Source organism: Williamwhitmania sp. (genome assembly GCA_035529935.1).
Taxonomy (GTDB): domain Bacteria; phylum Bacteroidota; class Bacteroidia; order Bacteroidales; family Williamwhitmaniaceae; genus Williamwhitmania.
Genome location: DATKVT010000012.1, coordinates 1 through 18177 on the forward strand (window position 1 = coordinate 1; position 18177 = coordinate 18177).

Below are 18177 nucleotides of genomic sequence, written 5' to 3' on the forward strand. Positions count from 1 at the left end.
GTATTGGGAATAGATATTCCGTGTTTCGATGGCATGGTAGGTGGCATTGAATGCGCCAATGAGCGAGTTAACGCCGTTGGTGGAAAAAAACAGGGCTGCAATGAAGCCAAACGATAGCAATCCTCCACTCTTCAGTGTTACCACCTCCACCAAGGTCGATTCAATGGCCGAGAAAGCATTGGATGGAATAATCCCCTTGAGTAACTCCAGCAGCTGCGCCTGAAAGTTAGTAATGGGTATGTAGGGTATAAGCGTAAACAGAAATATGATGGATGGGAAAATGGCGAGAAAAAAGCTAAAGGCAATGGCCGACGCTCTCGTTGTAAGTGCACCCTTTACAATACCACGAAAGAAGAATACTACAACATCGTAAAGCGGAATGCCTCCAAAGCCGGGAATTGAAAACTCCTTGGCCTTTTCGGTAACCACCTTCCACCTCGCAAGGAAGTATTTAGCCAACCAATCACCCATTTTATATGGCCTTAAGGCTTAAATCCAAACTTTTAATTTGGTGAGTAAGCGCTCCCACCGAGATGTAAGTAACTCCAGTCTCTGCATAGCTGCGTATGGTTTCGCGAGTAATTCCACCTGACGATTCGGTCTCTATTCGTCCACCAACCATGCCTACAGCCTTAATAGTTTGCTCTATACCAAAGTTGTCGAACATTACACGAGTTATTCCCTCAAGACTGAGCACTATTTCCAAGTCGGCAAGCGTCCTCACCTCGACCTCAATTGGTAATTTTTTACCTAAACGCTGTAGATACTCCTTTACTCTACCAACTGCCTCACCTATTCCACCCGCAAAATCGATGTGGTTGTCCTTGAGCATTATCATGTCAAATAGGCCCATGCGATGGTTTTGCCCTCCCCCAATTTTAACCGCAAGTTTGTCGAGCACTCGGCTTCCAGGGGTTGTTTTGCGTGTGTCCAGGATAATTGCCCCAGTTCCCTCAACCAACTTTACATATTCAGCCGTTTGGGTGGCAATTCCGCTCATCCGCTGCATAATATTGAGCACCAAACGCTCACTCTTCAGCAGCGACTGAACCCTACCCGTAGCGAAAAAGGCCACATCACCAGGACTAACTAGCTGTCCATCGCTGATTTTCACCTCCAAAAGGATTTGCGGGTCAATTTTTTGAAATACTCGCCGGGCAATATCAACTCCAGCTAAAACGCCGGATTGCTTCACCAGCAACTTTACCTTTCCTTGCGTCTCAAAGGGTATGCAGCTGAGTGAACTGTGGTCGCCATCGCCAACATCTTCGCGTATGGCAAGGTCGATAAGCTCATCAACTAAAATGTCAAATTGTTCCATGTAATTAAACCATTTTTATCACCAATATTGCGGCACTGCATTTGCATAATGCGGGAATAATTGTCGAATTTAGCTACATAAATTGCATCAGTACAAATATAGGTTAACTTAGGGTTATTATCATCAAGGTTAACGCAGCGATATTGGATATTGATGTTGCTATGCTCAAAATTAACAAGCATGAAAATTAGGTTTGTAGCATTTGGAAAAACCACTCCAGCCTTTCTCTCCGAAGGGGTAAAGGAGTATGAAAAGAGGTTGGTTCACTACATTAACTTTGAACTGAAGCTTATTCCTGATATTAAGAATGCCAAGAGTCTCTCAGAGCCTCAGCAAAAAAAATTGGAGGGGGAGCTGATCCTAAAAGCAACAGCCGACTGTGATTGTCTTATTCTTCTCGATGAGCAAGGGAAGTTGATGTCCTCCTCAGGCTTTGCCGATTTTATAGAAAAGAAGGTGCTGGAGGGAACGCGTATTCTCTGCTTTGTTTCCGGTGGTCCCTACGGATTTTCGGAGGAGGTATATAAAGCAGCCAACTCCAAACTATCGCTATCGCTCATGACCTTCTCTCACCAAATGGTAAAGTTGATTTTTCTGGAACAGCTCTACCGTGCATTTACCATCCTTAAAGGCGAGCCCTACCACCATCAATAAGCCGATTACAATGAAGCTAAATAAACTACTTACACCAATACTGCTTATCCTTGCTGGAGTTGCCTTTTTAGTTCTTTTTCAACATAGTGAAAACATCGAAAGGCTTATACAGAATAGAGAGTATGCGCAAATTCAGAAGCAGTTTAACGACAAAGTTTCCACAGTCCAAACCTTTGTCAACAGCTTTACTAAAATTGCCATCAAAGCCAATAGCGACAGCGCTTTTAGTCAACTCACTACAAATGCACAATTGGTGTCTCAAAAAGGTATTGATGTTTACCTCTACCACAATGGCACTCCTATTTTCTGGAGTTCCAATCTTCCGGGACCCGATGAGTTTCAAACTGGGTTGAGCCACATCGGTATACTTGAAAATTTATCGGGTGGCACCTACTACGTTGTTACCAGTGATACACTTGATTGGTGCATGGTAGCTGCAATAAAGGTATACACAAGCTATCCAATCCACAATCGATTTCTCAAAGCAGAACTCTACCCTGCTTCAAAAGTGTTTAGCGGCATTGGCTTCAATTCACAAAGCACTTTTAGCATATATAGTAAGGGAACGTTTATCTACTCGCTTATTGCCGACCACCGCCTCCTTAAAACATTTTTACCAACCCTGCTGATGATTGGCCTTTTGCTCCTTGCTTTCGGTATTACCTTGCTGATGTCGAGCCATAGGTGGAATAAGTTGGAGTGGATTAAGGTTGTGACTGCGCCACCGGTGGCAATAATACTTATTTTGGTTTTTAACCACTACTACGATGCCAACAAGACATTCTTCCCAAATTGGCTGTATGCAGGAGACGGTATCCACCTCGATTTGCTACTCAAATGGCTACTGTTCATTATAATTACAATTCCAATTTTCGCTTCCTCCATTTCCTCCAACCGACTAGCGAAACTACCGAGAGTAATCAAAAAAGTTGCCCTACCAGCGCTTCTTGCAGCAGGAGCGACGCTGTTCAGTGGAGTTGCCATTATACTCGCAAAAGCAATTATTGATGTGCTAGGACCAATTGGCGGTGCAAGGGCAATTCCGGCTGGACCTGCCATTACCGGATTAATCAGTTTGGTTATACTCGGTAGCTGCATTCTTGCACTTATAAAAACTGGGCTTAGAATTGCCGTATTTTCCAAAACCTCCGTGGGATGGCTTATTGCAATGTTGCTTGTAAACACCATCCTTGTTGGTCTGCTTCCTTTTGAATCATCGTACGATAGAGTAATAGCAATAGCGGGGGCTCTATCTGTAAATATACTGTTTGCAGTAAGCGTTTATATCCCAGCTATCCGAAAAATATTCCCTCTAACCCTTGCTATCCTAATTTCAATCGTTCTCTCCCTGCAGTTTTTACACACCAACGAAGAGAATACCGAAGAGTACCTTGCACATCTTGCTAAAGGTCTTGCAATGGACCACGACCCAGTAGCGGAAAATCTAATTACCCAATTTAGCGATAAGATGAAGGCAGATTCATCCATTGCGATAATGATGAAAAAGCTTCCCAAAAGCCTGCCCCAGCTGCACCAATACCTTTCGAACAACTACTTTAAGGGCTACCTTACGCAGTACGACATGCAAGTAACCGCCTGTCCTCATGGCACAAAACTATTTCTAAATGACATCAACAAGCAGGTAGGTTGCAAGAATTTCTTTATGGATATGGCGCTCGATATTGGCAAGCCAATTATTAAGGATCACGTTTATTACCTCAACAACAACAACGGTAGAATAAGCTACCTACTGATGTACAGTTACCCTGATGGGACCTCTGGCAACAACTTTCTTAGCATCGAAATAGATTCAAAGTTGGCCATTGACCTACCGGGTTATCCCAGCTTGCTAATCGATAATGGCCAACAAAATCGGCGAGAAGAGATTCCTTCGGATATCTCGTTTGCAAAATATCATGGAGAGAAGCTGGAGACAAAAAGTGGAACATTTTCCTACACGCTTAAAATGCCTGCACAGCTTGCCGACACGGGTATCGTTGTCATCAATCACGTTATGCATTATGTGTTCAAGTCGTCCGATGACCAGCGAATTGTAGTTAGCCGACAAAACTATTCCTTGATATTTCTACTCTCCCCTTTTGTATACATTTTTCTTGCTACCTACATAATGGTAATGCTTGTATTTAGAAGAAGCAAGGCATTGGGGAAAAGGCATACCCTTCAGCAGCGTATTCGCAGTTTTTCAGTATTACTCATGGTTGTTTCCATGCTTACCGTTGGTGCTGTTTCTGTTGGCTATAGTTTTTCGCGCCAAAAGAAAGTGGTGGAAGAGAGTATCTCCGACAAACTCCGTTCGGCAATTATCTCCATTGAGCCAAAAATTCAGCATCTTTCCTCACAACGACAGCTGCTGGCAGGCGCGTTGGATTCCGAGTTATTTACTACCTCAAATGTTATCTATGCGGACATAAATATATTTCGAACCACAGGGGAGCTGCTGGGTACATCGAGGCATGAGGCCTTTACCAATGAGCTGCAGGGATTTTGGCTAAGCCCCGCAGCATACCAAGCCATTGTTATACAAAAACGGGATATTTTTCTTGTTAATGAGCATATCGGGAAGTTGAGCTACACTTCGGCCTACGCCCCGCTACTAAGCCGGACAGGTGAAATTTTGGCTGTAATAAACCTCCCATACTTCACCCGTGAGAATGAGATACGCGAACAAGCCATGGCTTTGGTTGGACGCATTGCCAACATATACCTCCTGCTTGCAATCCTTGCTGGGATTTCTGGCTATTTGGCCGCTAGCAGCATTTCCAAACCATTGCAGCGCGTGAGAGCCGCAATGCGTCGCACCAACATTACAGGAAAACCTGAGATAATTAGCTACAACGGAAATGATGAGATTGGTCAGCTGGTGCATGACTATAACCGGATGGTAACCGAGCTATCTAGAAACGCGCAGCTGCTTGCCCAAGGAGAGAAGGAGAAAGTGTGGCGCGAAATGGCGCGACAAATTGCCCATGAGATTAAAAACCCGCTTACACCAATCAAGCTAAGCCTTCAGCAATTAGTGAAGTTGAAGAAGGAAGGTTATGCTGAATGGGACACCAAATTTGAGGAATTTTCAAAAATGCTCCTTGAGCAGGTAGGTATCCTCACGCAAACGGCGGGGCAATTTAGCAATATTGCCCGCGATACTAGCTCCAACGCCAGCAATGTAAAGTTGTTCGAACTATTATCGAACACCAAAGCCCTCTTTGCTGGACAGAAGGGACTTACCATTGAGACGAATTGCCTAGACCAGAATAACGTCCACGTTTTTGCTGATAAGGAGCTGCTTCAGAAGGCGGTTACCAACCTAGTGAAAAATGCAATTCAGGCAACAATTAACGTTAAAAATCCCATAATCACTATTGCGGCTGAATGTGCTGAGGACGTTGTGCTATTAAGCATTACCGATAACGGTGAAGGCATCTCCCCAATGCAGCAAGCTCGGATTTTTGAACCTTACTTTACCACCAAATCAGGAGGAACAGGCCTCGGCCTTGTGCTTACACGAAAAACTATTGAGGAAGCTGGTGGATCTATTTGGTTTACTAGCGAAGTTGGTGTAGGAACCACATTCTTCTGCAAGCTGCCAATATTCAGAATGAGCAAGACCAATTAGTGTCAATGGTGTTTATCCTGTAAAACCTACAACAATGAGGACTACAATAACTATTCTTTCGGATAATCAACCTGGTGAAGGTTTTGAAAGTGAGCATGGACTTTCGTGGCTGGTAGAGGCGTCTGGAACAATTTTGCTTGATACAGGTGCCTCCGACTTATTCCTTCGCAATGCGCAGCAGCTGAATATTGACCTATCCTCGGTTGAAGTGGTTGCGCTAAGCCATGGCCACTGGGACCACGGTAATGGATTAAAGTTTTTAACCGATAAAACAGTTACCTGCCATCCTGCGGTTTTTCGAAAGCGGTTCTCGAGAGATGGTTCTCTTTCTGTAGGCCTTTCCTTTTCCGAGGAGGAGATGCTGGAGAAACTCATCTTTCGCAAAACAGAGACCCCCGTATTTCTAAATGACCGAGTGGTTTTTCTTGGAGCCATTCCTCGAAAGTTTGAGTTTGAGAATACACCTACCCATTTTACCCTAGAAAATGGAGAACCCGATATGCTCCCCGATGATTCGGCATTGGCCATAATCCATAATGAGGAACTGATTATCCTTACGGGGTGTGCCCACTCTGGTGTATGCAACATTGTAGACTATGCTAAGCAAGTAACAGGAAAATCAAAAGTGAATGCGGTTTTGGGTGGTTTTCACCTTAAGCATGTTAACAATCAGGTAATGGAAACCATTGCTTACCTAAAATCGCAAGGGGTTGGTCATGTGATGCCCTCGCACTGTACCAGCTTTGGTGTGATTGATGAGTTTCATAAGCATTGGCCAGAAAAGGCTGTAACCACGGGTAGAATAATAGATTTCAGTTAAAAAAAGAAGGCCATCCTCATGGATGGCCTTCGGCAATATAGGTTAAGTTTAGGTTGTAGGGGCCTATTTTTTCATTGACTTTTCAAGGGCTTTTTCTGCCTCCTTGTTCGCTGTCTCAGCAGCCTTCTTGGCAACCTTTGCAGCCTTCATCTTCTCCTTGCCCTTCTCTACCATTTTCTTTCCATTATCTACCTTCTTCTGGGCATCCTTATACCGCTTATCAATGGCCTTAACATCGGCTTTATACTTTGTGTTTACCTCTTTCAGATCGGCCTTTGCCTGGGTTAACTCTTCCTTATCCTTCGACCTCATGGCTTTATCAATCGGCTTTAGATCGTTACCGTAGGTTTTATCAATTTCCTTCCCATCGCGCTCAATGGTTTTGATCTCCTCATTTCCCTCCGCAATCATGTCCTCGCCAGCTTTTATCAAGCTGTCGGCCGTAAAAACTTTCGCCTCCGCGATCCCCAGCTTCAGCTTTGTAGCATCAACTTTCGCTTCGAGTTTTTGTGTTTTGGTATCAGCTTGAGCCGAAACGTTCTGATATCCAACGGTAGCCATAACAAGAACAGCAAAAGCTACCTTGCCAAATAACCTTCCATTTCTGAGAAGAGTAGAAGTTGTTTCCATACCCTATTTTTTCTGTAAAACAAATAAACTTTTTCAAACAAACAACAAAAAAGGGAAGAAATAATTCTTCCCTTCATGCGTTATAATCCATTTAACTCTATTTCAGAACAAAAATAAAGTCTCCACCTTCGTCGCCAACCCCTTTGATATCGCCAAACTGAGGTACAGTTTCGGTGTTATTGAGTACGGCAGGTTTAATACTAGCAAACAGCTCTTCGGAAGAGATATACTTTTGCGTATTATCCTCCAACCGCTTAACCAAAGTGTGCATAAATACGCTAACATCCGGCACCTCAGTAAGTGTTCCGCTAGTCATAGCCTTACGGCTTGGCAGCTCATACAGCTTATTAATACCTTCCGGCGCATCGCTAAATGCCTTACGTGTCTTAAAAATTCCTCCACTGAAGCAGGCATCGGCAATAACTAAGGTGTGCCGCGATTTAATTGCACCAATATAGTCGCGAATAGTGCTATTTGCTAACCAGTTGGATGTGCTCGAAGCCTTTGAATCAGCGGGAAGCCAGTAGCCAAGTTCCGTTTCAGGATTCCAGTAGCCATGGCCCGCATAGAATATGATAACATTGTCGTTCTTGGTAACCTTCCTTGTAAGCATGTCGAAGGCGTCAATGATGCTCTCCCGGGTGGCATCCTTCAGGAAAAAAACATCGGAGGCATCAAAGTCATATCTCGAAACCAAAACCTTGGCTAGGCTGGCAGCATCGCTAATGGGTTCATCGAGCTTATTTATGGCAGGGTCGGTGTAGTCGGCCACGCCAATTATCAGAGCATAAAACTTTCCAGCATTGGGCTTGTCGAAAGTTAAATCAAGCTCCTCCGTTTCATTTGCCTCATCATGGGCCGGTTGAACATCTTTCCTAATAACGTAGAACTTTCGTTCGGTAGTTCCCTCCTTAACATCGGTAGCCCTAACCACTACCTCGTTTTTTCCGGGGACCAACTTAATATTGGCATCAAAGGAACCATCGGCAGTAAGGGCAGCATCGATTCCATTGATTTGCACCGCAAAAATGCCAACACTCGACTTGGCAACTCCTTTAACGTTTATTGTTTTAGTTCGAACTTCAACCCCTGTATCTTCGCCCACCGATCGCATCCGCTTATCGTGCATCTGCATGGATGTTTGGGCATAGGGACCGCTTCGGGTAAGGGCCGCGCTGCCAACAAGCGTTGTTCCAGAGGGATCGGTGATTGTAATTTCTGGTGGGGCAACAGGTTGAGGAGCGGGTGCTGGCTTAACAAATGCAACTGCCAACGGACCAACCTGAGCTTCAGCGGTTTTAACCACAGGTTTTCCTTGCACCGCTTGAGGTTTTAGCGTTACTGGAAGATCTCTAAACTGCAACTTGCCCTTCTTGTAATCGAGCGAGTAGCTGTCGTAAGTTAACACCTCAAACCCTAAGTCTAATGCCTTTACACGGTCCAGATCACCTGGAATACGTTCGAAAATAAAGCTCGCCTTAACCGATTCACCAGTGTTAATCGACAATGTTGGGGTTGAATACCGTTCAGGGCCCTCAACGGTACCAAGAACACCCACCTGAGCATCATATTTTAGGTTGTTGAAATCGGTAAGCGTAACCAACCCGTTAAACATTTTTAGTTCGCGCTTGCCACCATCGTTCCGGATGTTCATATCCAGCTCCATCTTGTTATCAGGTAGCCGGTGTAAACTCATCAACTTGAAGGTGAACTTTTGAAAATCATCTGAGGTAGGCTCAACCTTCTGTGAAGTAGCGGTGATTTTTACCTTCAGGTTGCCGCTGTAATATCCGGCATCCTTAACGGCATCCCAAACCATAAGGCGACCAACGCCCCCAGCCAACCCTTTTCCATAATCGCCGCTAAGCGATTTCATTGGAACAAACGACTTTCCATCGATGGAGTAGTAACCAGCAACATCAAATTGCTGACCAAGATTTTCTCCAACAATATCATATTCGACATTAATCTTGTCGTCAAGTTGCTTTACCTTAATGATATTAACTTCCTGTGCCTTAGCGCTACCAAAGGCAATGAGTACTCCCATCAAGAGCGCCAGATTTCGTAGTATTTTTTTCATGATTCTGGTCTTTTATTAGTGTTATTATTGGACAAATTATTGTCATTATTATTTGCTTCAAAAGAATCGAGGAATAGCAGATCTAGCTGAATTTTATCGTCATCAATCCGAAGGCTTTGTAAGCCAAAACTGCCCTTGCACTGTGAGGTTTCCCTAATAATATCCTCCGATTTGGGATCATAGCTGTCACCAAGGCTCCTTACCAGTTTTTTGCCCTGCTCGGCATGATAAGTTATTTCCTGCATCCACCCTCGAAGATAGGCAGCCCAAAGTCCCGGGTAGGATGTAAAAACCACTGTAGAGTCATACTGGTTTAACCCTACATATTTGTAGCTATAGCTGGGGTAGTTGTGCACCTTCGAGTTAATTTTCGACAAGTAGTTAAATCGCCAATCTCTACGTCGGTAGTTGTAGGAAGTTTCAGTATTATGTGCAGTGTCGGCGCAATCCTGAAAAAAGTAAATGGTATACTCCTCCTGCAGCTCGGAAACATCGTTGATGGTAAACTCCAAATTTACGACAGTTGCCTTGGCCTCAAGTTGATTGGGATGGTTATACTTAGACGGCACAGAGTAGTGCACAAGCACCAGCTGCTCATTATATCGCGTAAAGTGGGAATCGAGAACGGCTATTCCCGAATCAGAAAATGGAATGCTAGAGGCAATTTTGTAATAGGTATCGTACTTCTGCCCTTCAGTGACGTATCTTCCTTCCACCGTTTCAACCTTATAAATATCCCTAAAGTATTGCACCTTCGTATTAACCTCAATTGCAATTATTCCTTTAGCGCGCTGCATTGCTTGAGCCATTGCTGAGTCGCGAGTCATATCGGGGTCGCTAATACCAATGGCGTAAAAGTCGTCACCTCCTGAAAGCGGAGGATTAAAAAACCAGCTGGGTAAGGTGTCGGGGTAGTAACTCAAGCGATCAATATTATGAAATCGCACACTGTAGGTTTCTGCCGGACCCTGTCGAGCGATTTCATACAGTAGCTTCTCCTGCTGCCCAGATGCCTTCTGAAAGATTACGACACTGGATACCAGCACGATAAACAAAGTTGACCAACTGCGAAGATTCGAAATTTTCATATACAAATTGCCCATCGAAAAGTATCAGCAATTTATATTAAAATATGCGAAAAGATGATCACTGTTTTTACTTCGTGAGAGATTATTGTTTTTACGTTGGCAAGTATCGAGCAAGATGCTATGAAAGGGCATCCATATCGATGAGCTTGTTAAGGATGGCATAAACGGTAAGACCCGGTACTGACTTAATTCCTAGCTTTCGAGTAATATTCTTACGATGCGTAGCTACCGTATGGAATGAAATGAAATTTTTTTCCGCAATCTCCTTATTAGATAGGCCAAGAGAGATATCCCTCACAATATTAAGCTCTCGGGGAGAGAGCTCGGCGCTGGGCGGTTCACCATGCATGTGCTTAACCTGCCTAGCGACTAGTTCCCTGAGCAATCGAAGAATGGTGGCTTTATCGTCGTTCACAAAAATTGTGTCGCAAGTATGATAATGAGTTGAAATCTTATCACCACTATTGAGGAGTGCAACCAGCTGTGTTTCAAATCCAGATTCAAAAAGGCAGCGTATGCTTTCGTCGTACTCCTGCAACAGATCTGCAGCTATAACCAAATAATCGGGTTGTTGGTCAGTTAAAATCTTGACCAATCGCTCTCCACTATCCAGCTCGCGAACCACGCTAGTGGTACCCAGCTCCTCAATGGATGATACCAACCCACGCCTGATAAGATAGGAGCGCTCAGCAACGACAAATGTGACCTTTCTCATCACCTCCTTGCCTTTCCTTTCATAAAGGCCTCTTCCATTGCCAACACACGTGGAACCAAAATTCGTTCCTCTATGGTAGAGTGGTTCTCCAGCTCCTTCTCCATTGCTGATAGCTCAAAAAGAATGGAGGAAACAACCTTGCCCCCATCGATTGGAGGAAGGTATTTTATGAGTATGTTCCGTAAATCAGACAACTTTACCTCAATGTCGTCATGCTCCTGCCGATATGATGACATGGAATACTCCTTCATTTTGTTGCTAAGCTCCAATGTCATTTTTCCCGATCGGTAGCAGCTATTAACCGCCAATGCGTACGGAAATACTACCTCATCCTCCTTCTTGATATGCGCTAAAAATTCAGCCATGTAGCTGCTGAAGAAATTCTGAATAAGAGGCACGTGGCTCTCCCCTCCAGGAAAATCCGCCAGCATCATAATTTTTTCGTTTATCAGCGGAAACTTCTGCTCGCGAAAGAATGCATGCGACTTATGCAGATATGCCACCACCGGCTCGATGCCATAAGCTGGCTGCCGAGTAGGCGTATAACCGGGATTGCAGAACAAATTCACAATCTCCAAAAAGAAGTTTACATCAACGCCATAATCGAGGCAGACAAGCTCAACCGTTTTCTCCCCAAACCCAAGGTGAACACCTAGGCGATGAATGATTGGCAGAAGTTGGCTGTCGGAAAGAACCAGCTCCGCCATCTTTGTTCCTTTAGTAACAATCATGAATGCAGCAGTTTTGAAGCAATAACATCCTTTGGCCTAAATGGTTTAACTTTTTGAGTTTGTATGGCCGTCAGCATCGATAATGTGAACATCTCTCTGCGGGAATGGTATTTCAATGCCTTGCTGTTTAAACTTTGCAAAAAGTTCAAAATAGATTTCGCTGGAAAGCACCAATGGCCTAGTGCTATGGTATGATGTGTAAACCCTGAGTAAAAAATTGATGGAGCTATCGCCGTAGCTCTCCAGCAACACCTCCGGTTCAGGAGTTTTAAGCACATGCGGGTTTTCGTTGGCTACCTTAAGCAGTATGCTGCGAACCACCTCTGGATCCTCCTTGTAAGCAACTCCAACTGGTATGGCAAATCGAACGCTGGTGTCGTTGTAGCTCCAATTAATTACCGTTTCAGAAATAAACTTTGAGTTAGGAACAATAACGGCAATGTTATCATTCGTGAGAATGGTGGTACTTCGAGCAGAAATGGTCATAATGGTTCCAGCAAGGTTATTCAAATCGGGAACCTCAACCCTATCACCAACCTTAATTGGCCGTTCAAAGAGAATAACTAAGCCGCTGATAAAGTTGTTGGTGATGTTTTGTAATCCAAAGCCAACTCCAACGCTCAATGCTCCAGCCACCACGGTAAGCGCACTTAGGTTTACGCCGGAAGATTGAAAAATTACCACCAGACCTATAAAAATTACTGCATACTTGAAAATATTGCCCACCGAATGTGCAAAACTTTCGTTGCTGGTAACCCTTATAACCAACCTTTCAACAATGAACTTGCGAAGGATTTTTGTGAAAACAAATAGTAAGGTGATGGCGATCAATAAATAGAGGAGCATGCCAATGGTTATTTTTGAACTGCCATAATTAAAAATTGTGAAGTTGAGCAGGTCCAATATTCTTTTTAGAAATGCGTACACATCCTCCATGGCTATACAACTTTAGGAATACAAGATAGGCAAAAAAAACAAAAGTGGTTAAATGCTTTTTCTAGCTAAACATTCTTAGCGCCCAAAAGTCTTAAAAAGAAAAAAAAGTTAACAGTGATATGCATCCACCAGCAAGCGAAATATATTGTAAAGCATGTTATTTGTTGACTATTCCAGCTAAATTTGTCGAACATTTAAATGAGTAATGCCATGAAGAAATTGCTTATACTTGCCGTCTTGGCAGCCTTTACAGGCATATCACAAGTTAAGGCTCAGCAAGCAGACACCACTAAAACAACCATAACTTTTATGGTTACCGAACACAACTTTGGTCTGTTACAGTTTGGTGAGAGCGGGGTATATAAGTTTGAATTCACCAATGCCGGAACCACACCACTCATTGTTAGCAACGTAGTTTCCGGATGTGGCTGCACCAAACCGGTTTGGCCTAAAGAACCAATTATGCCTGGGAAAACAGGAGAAATCGAGGTTGGATACAACACCTCCATTGTTGGATCATTTAACAAATCTGTTACTGTGTTTTCCAACGCAAAAACTTCCCCAATCATATTACGCATAATGGGAGCGGTGGCACCAAAAAAGGAAAAATAACAATCAACAAAGATAAATTCTATAAACATCATGCCTCAAATTTCTGAAAAAGGAAAGGCAATGCCTTCCTCCCCCATACGTAAGTTGGTTCCATATGCCGAAGCGGCAAAAAAAAGAGGGGTAAAAGTTTACCATCTCAACATTGGCCAACCTGACATTCCAACTCCAGAGGTGGCCCTAAATGCCGTTCGCAACTACAAGGAAAAGGTGATTGAGTATAGCCATTCGGCAGGAAATGAATCGTACCGCAAAGGGTTGGCAAAATACTACCAAGGAATTGGTATATCCATCGACCACAACGATATGCTCATTACAACCGGCGGTTCGGAGGCCATTACCTTTGCCCTGATGAGCACCCTTAACCCCGGCGATGAAATTATTATTCCTGAACCATTTTATGCTAACTACAACGGATTTGCCACCCAGGCCGGTGTTGTGGTGAAACCTGTTACGTCAAGCATTTCCAAGGACTTTGCACTACCTACCATATCGGAGTTTGAGAAGTTAATTACTTCAAAAACAAAGGGTATTGTTATCTGCAACCCCAATAATCCAACTGGATACCTTTACACCAAATCGGAGCTGGAGCAGCTGGCTTCGCTAATCAAGAAGCACGATCTTTACCTCTTTTCGGATGAGGTTTACCGTGAGTTCTGCTACGATGGAAATGAGCATTTTTCAGCCATGAACCTCCCCGGGTTAGAGCAAAACGTTATCCTTCTAGATTCCGTTTCGAAACGCTACTCCATGTGCGGCGTTCGCATTGGCGCGCTCATTACCCACAACAAGGAGGTTGTTGCAACGGCAATGAAGTTTGCCCAGGCAAGGCTCTGCCCTCCATCCTATGGACAAATTGCCGCAGAGGCAGCACTAGAAACTCCAGCCGATTACTTCACTGGGGTATATAACGAATACATCGACCGTAGGAACTTTATGGTTGAAGCGCTAAATAAGATGGAAGGGGTATACTGCCCCAAGCCAAAGGGTGCGTTCTACACCGTGGTAAAGCTCCCCATCGACGATTCCGACAAGTTTGCTCAATGGTTACTGGAGAGCTTTAGCCACAACCAACAAACGGTTATGCTTGCTCCTGCCACTGGTTTTTATGCTACCTGTGGGTTGGGCAAAAATGAAGTTCGTATTGCCTACGTGCTCAAAATAGAAGACCTAAAAAGCGCAATGGAATGTTTAGAGATTGCCCTTAAGCAATATCCTGGACGAACAATATAAGCTTATTGCAAAACCATGAAAGGGGCCTCACCAGAGGCCCTTTTTTATTTTTAGCTCGCGAGAACAATAATTCAACAGAGCTGTTCCCTAGAGAAAAAGCTATGGATATAGGGCTTCGTAATCAGCTATTCGTGGTAACCGGCGCCAGCTCTGGGCTGGGAAGAGCCGTGGCCGAAACACTCCTTCTCGAGGGGGCTTCGGTGATTGTAACCGGAAGACGTCTCGAGTTGCTTATGGAGCTCGAAGCAGCCTTTCCTGGAAGAGCGGAGGCTCTCCACGGCGATATTGCCCATGAGAAATTCACCCAGCTGCTCCTTGAGAAGATTGGAGGACGTCAGCTCAGCGGTGTTCTGGTTAATGCAGGCGGGCCACCGGCAAAGGCGGCCATTGAAACAACCGTTGCCGACTGGGATGAAGCCTATAAAACGCTCCTTCGGTGGAAGGTGGAGCTAATGCTTAGCATTGTTCCCTTGCTCCAAAAGAACAAGTATGGTCGTGTGCTATTCCTCGAAAGCATGAGCGTAAAGCAGCCCATTGAAAACCTAGCCCTAAGCACCTCGTTACGCCTAGCGGTGGTTGGCTTTGCCAAGTCGCTTTCGCAGGAGCTGGCCCATTCGGGTATTACAGTAAATGTGATTGCCCCCGGTTCGCACGATACCAAGGCGCTTGAAAGGCTTTTTGTGCGAAAGAGCCAAGATCACGGCATCTCCCTTTCCGATGCCCGCAAACTTTCTGAGCAGGAGATACCCGTTCGCCGGCTGGGGCGACCAGCCGAATTTGCCTCGCTGGCGGCATGGCTGCTCTCCCCGGTTTCGGGCTACGTTACCGGGCAAACCCTAACGGTTGATGGTGGGGCGGTTAAGGGAATTTTTGGGTGAAAAATAGCTGGCAAATTGCCGTTTAGCATTTTTGAAGATTCTTGCTAGGGTCGTAGAAGAGTGTTACACGTTCGTGCATTTTGTTATTCTTTCTCTTTTTCAACATTGTCTTATAAGCCACTTACATTGGCTTCAAATTTCTATTAAGCCTGTCAATAATCTTTTCTAACCTGGCTTCGCGGGTTTTGTCCGTTTTGGCATCAAAATAAAATCCGGTATACGAACGCTGCACCGAATGCGACATCGCCAGCAGATTGGTATAGGCCAGCTCATATGGATGAACAATTTCCTTAAATAACTGTATTTGCTCATCGTCAATCAGGATACGTTTAGCACTATCCCATGAACCGTTTTTCTTAGCCCGTTCTATGGCCTCTAGGCCCTGCTGGGTCATTAGTCCCTTTTCCATTAGAGCTTGCGCCAACTTCCTGTTCTTAGCGGACCATTCACTATTGGGCACGCGTCGGGCAAAATACTTTTTGTAGGTATTATCGTCCAGTGATTGTAATTGTCCGTCTATCCACCCGTGACAAAGCGCCTCTTCCAGTGCATCGGCAGCAGTGAGTGTGACAATTTCCCCCTTTTTACTAAAGAGCAACCATACACCATTGCTCTCTGCTCCATACTTGGCAAGCCATTCGCGAAAAGCCTGTCTATCTGCAAAAGTCAATACGGTATCCATAATCAACCGAAATGAGTGACGCGGTAAAATTAATCAACAGAGGGTTGGGTCAACGACCAATGGCTGTGGATGATTTTCCACTCGCTATTTTCTTCAAGCCTATACACTTCAGTGCAGTTCTCTTTCCAGAGCGTGTCACCTGAGTATGAGCGCAAATTGTAGGTCAGAACAGCCATGGTATCGGTTGACTGTACCATGGGATTCACGATTTCATACCTATCCATTTTTACCTTTCCCCGCATGTTTTCGTAGAACGCCTTTATTGTGTCCCATCCGTCGAGCCGCTTTTCGTGTGCCGGGTCGAAATAGGTGAAGTCCTTGGAGTAAAGTTCGAGATAGGGAGAGGGATTACCATTGTGCCATGCATCGAGAGCCGCGGTCTCCAACTCAATGATTGTTTCCGCAAGAGTAGGCTTATCCATGATGTTTTATATTAAATTGACAACTATTCTGTTTTTAAGGCTCTTCCTTGGTATTATTTAATTTGCCTTCAAGGGCAAGGATTTATATGGCATAATCAGTCATTTTAATAATGTTTGCATGTAACACAACAGTAGTGGTATGGAACATGGGAGTTCAGTGCAATGTATTTATCAACTAATAAGAACCCTGCCAGCGTGTGCTGCACCGGACATACCTCTTAACCCCAGATGTTTCATACAGTTTGTTAGCCATGAGGTGCTTTATTCTGTTTTTATTGTCAATTTATATTTACCAAGTTTTAAAATGCACAAAAAAACTAAAGTGGCTTTATCAAATGAATAATTCGAAAATGGATAAAAACAATGAGCTACATTATTTCTAATATTCCATCCCGAATTTGTGAACACATACTTAAAAAGTGTAATATCATCCTTAGTAAAATGTTTTATTATCTCTGGATTTTGTAGTAACTCTTCTAATAGTTGTTCTTTCAATTCACCTCTTTTCTCAATGGTAGAAGTTCCACCAATTAATCGTATAAAATCCCTTATGGCTCCCTCAAATTTCAAAGTTAAAGAATCTATACATAGAATAAAGTTAGGCACATTATTATTATTCATTATGAAAGCCCACTCAAGTTGAGATAAAAAATCATATAAACCAGGAGCAAAAAGACTTAACCAATTAGATTTACTATCTAAGTCACGCTCAACATTTCCTCTGTCAAATTTTTGACCATACCATGAATTGTCATTCAGAAATTTAAAAACTGAATGATAATTTATCTTTCCATTAATTATACCTAATGCTGTAGTCTTTATAAACAAAGGGAAAACAAATAGATTAAAATGTAATGCATAAGCCTTAAAACGCTCATTTGCCTTTGCCTCCTCATCCGTCAGTTTTTTATGATTACTATTAATATCAAATACATTAACAGAAGTGAACTGATAAAAAGAATGTTTAAATCCTTCTTCAGTCATTTTATCTAATACATCAGTTTTAATTAGTAAATCATTACTTGTTGAAAAATAATGTAATATTGTTTCTATTGGCATTTGAAGGAGCAACTCTGATTTTCTATTCAAATAATCATGTACTAATTCAGTTTCTTTAATGGGCAATCTTACTTCAATTAAGGCAAGTTCGAATTTTGTTTTAAGTCTCGTGTATTCAATTAAAGTTTTCTCATATTCTTCAATGTTACCAGCCTTTTTATAATACTTGGCCTTTTCTCCAAATGATGTAAATCTAATAAAGTCCGTTTCTTCTAGATGTTGGCCTATTATACTATCTTGATTAATTGCCAATTTCTCATAATACTCATTAACAGGCTTTTTAAGCTTATCTGAAATCTTAATTGCTAAATTTAGGATTGATTGATTGACAAAATAATTGCCCGAATCAGAGAAATCAATCCAAGAAGTCAAAATAGGGAGTGAAAACTCAAATTCCTTTGCACGAAACAATTTCGAATCAACAGCAAGCTCTAATACATTTAACTTTTGATAATATGGAAGTTGAGAAGATTCAACAATATCTACAATAGTACTTTTTACAATCTCAATATAACATTTTGTTTTCTCTGAAATATGAAGTATACCTAAGTACATGACAAAAATTTAAATATTCCGATATTGTCTTGATAATAAGCGTTTAGCAGCACAGTTGCGATGTAGGTTAGACCATATTTAAAAATGCTTTTGGCCAGCTTCCCGTGCTTCTTGACCTCGATCGGTTTGA

Annotated in this window: 17 protein-coding genes; 6 read left to right on the forward strand and 11 right to left on the reverse strand. The window is 43.2% G+C overall.

Going from position 1 to position 18177, the window contains the following annotated elements; genetic code table 11:
- The coding region (locus VMW01_00705) for a YhjD/YihY/BrkB family envelope integrity protein (protein HUW04756.1) at positions 1–471 on the reverse strand (471 nt) is incomplete at its 3' end.
- A 1-nt stretch (position 472) separates the two neighbouring features.
- The gene (nadC, locus tag VMW01_00710; GenBank protein ID HUW04757.1) at positions 473–1321 is read right to left on the reverse strand and encodes a carboxylating nicotinate-nucleotide diphosphorylase; all 849 of its coding nucleotides are present in this window, start codon (positions 1319–1321) and stop codon (positions 473–475) included.
- A gap of 180 nt (positions 1322–1501) precedes the next feature.
- Between nadC and rlmH the strand changes: the two genes are divergently transcribed.
- Genes rlmH through VMW01_00725 form a run of 3 tightly spaced genes read left to right on the forward strand, consistent with a single transcriptional unit; the run spans position 1502 to position 6429 of the window.
- Complete coding sequence (gene rlmH, locus VMW01_00715; protein HUW04758.1) at positions 1502–1975, forward strand: 23S rRNA (pseudouridine(1915)-N(3))-methyltransferase RlmH; 474 nt, start codon at positions 1502–1504, stop codon at positions 1973–1975.
- Between the two features lie 10 nt (positions 1976–1985).
- Positions 1986–5609 carry a HAMP domain-containing sensor histidine kinase gene (locus VMW01_00720; protein HUW04759.1) on the forward strand — a complete coding sequence of 1208 codons (3624 nt, stop codon included), beginning with the start codon at positions 1986–1988 and terminating at the stop codon, positions 5607–5609.
- Between the two features lie 34 nt (positions 5610–5643).
- Positions 5644–6429 carry an MBL fold metallo-hydrolase gene (locus VMW01_00725; GenBank protein ID HUW04760.1) on the forward strand — a complete coding sequence of 262 codons (786 nt, stop codon included), beginning with the start codon at positions 5644–5646 and terminating at the stop codon, positions 6427–6429.
- 63 nt (positions 6430–6492) lie between these two features.
- On the opposite strand, the gene VMW01_00730 is transcribed toward VMW01_00725, so the two are convergent.
- The 6 genes from VMW01_00730 to VMW01_00755 all read right to left on the reverse strand — a co-directional run bounded on the left by VMW01_00730 (position 6493) and on the right by VMW01_00755 (position 12609).
- Positions 6493–7059 (reverse strand): hypothetical protein, encoded by a 567-nt coding sequence (locus VMW01_00730; GenBank protein ID HUW04761.1) that lies wholly within the window; start codon positions 7057–7059, stop codon positions 6493–6495.
- A gap of 97 nt (positions 7060–7156) precedes the next feature.
- A complete protein-coding gene (locus VMW01_00735) occupies positions 7157–9139 on the reverse strand; it encodes a caspase family protein (GenBank protein ID HUW04762.1) in 1983 nt (660 codons plus the stop codon).
- Positions 9136–10185, reverse strand: a complete 1050-nt coding sequence (locus VMW01_00740; protein ID HUW04763.1) for a hypothetical protein — start codon at positions 10183–10185, stop codon at positions 9136–9138. Before VMW01_00740 ends, VMW01_00735 begins: the two co-directional genes overlap by 4 nt.
- A gap of 160 nt (positions 10186–10345) precedes the next feature.
- Positions 10346–10942 (reverse strand): response regulator transcription factor, encoded by a 597-nt coding sequence (locus tag VMW01_00745; GenBank protein ID HUW04764.1) that lies wholly within the window; start codon positions 10940–10942, stop codon positions 10346–10348.
- Positions 10942–11673 (reverse strand): hemerythrin domain-containing protein, encoded by a 732-nt coding sequence (locus VMW01_00750; GenBank protein HUW04765.1) that lies wholly within the window; start codon positions 11671–11673, stop codon positions 10942–10944. Before VMW01_00750 ends, VMW01_00745 begins: the two co-directional genes overlap by 1 nt.
- 45 nt (positions 11674–11718) lie before the next feature.
- Entirely contained in the window at positions 11719–12609 is an 891-nt protein-coding gene (locus VMW01_00755) for a mechanosensitive ion channel domain-containing protein (protein ID HUW04766.1), read from the reverse strand.
- A 210-nt stretch (positions 12610–12819) separates the two neighbouring features.
- Between VMW01_00755 and VMW01_00760 the strand changes: the two genes are divergently transcribed.
- The 3 genes from VMW01_00760 (at position 12820) to VMW01_00770 (ending at position 15329) form a co-directional block, all read left to right on the forward strand.
- Entirely contained in the window at positions 12820–13221 is a 402-nt protein-coding gene (locus VMW01_00760; GenBank protein HUW04767.1) for a DUF1573 domain-containing protein, read from the forward strand.
- 30 nt (positions 13222–13251) lie between these two features.
- Positions 13252–14451: a pyridoxal phosphate-dependent aminotransferase gene (locus VMW01_00765; GenBank protein ID HUW04768.1), complete on the forward strand. Its 1200-nt coding sequence runs from the start codon at positions 13252–13254 to the stop codon at positions 14449–14451.
- A gap of 101 nt (positions 14452–14552) precedes the next feature.
- Positions 14553–15329 (forward strand): SDR family oxidoreductase, encoded by a 777-nt coding sequence (locus VMW01_00770; GenBank protein HUW04769.1) that lies wholly within the window; start codon positions 14553–14555, stop codon positions 15327–15329.
- Between the two features lie 121 nt (positions 15330–15450).
- Here VMW01_00770 and VMW01_00775 read toward each other — a convergent pair whose 3' ends face one another.
- The 3 genes from VMW01_00775 to VMW01_00785 form a co-directional block, all read right to left on the reverse strand.
- A complete protein-coding gene (locus VMW01_00775) occupies positions 15451–16011 on the reverse strand; it encodes a YdeI/OmpD-associated family protein (protein ID HUW04770.1) in 561 nt (186 codons plus the stop codon).
- 29 nt (positions 16012–16040) lie between these two features.
- Positions 16041–16433 (reverse strand): nuclear transport factor 2 family protein, encoded by a 393-nt coding sequence (locus VMW01_00780; protein HUW04771.1) that lies wholly within the window; start codon positions 16431–16433, stop codon positions 16041–16043.
- A gap of 261 nt (positions 16434–16694) precedes the next feature.
- A complete protein-coding gene (locus tag VMW01_00785) occupies positions 16695–18047 on the reverse strand; it encodes a DUF4209 domain-containing protein (GenBank protein HUW04772.1) in 1353 nt (450 codons plus the stop codon).
- Between the last annotated feature and the right edge of the window lie 130 nt (positions 18048–18177).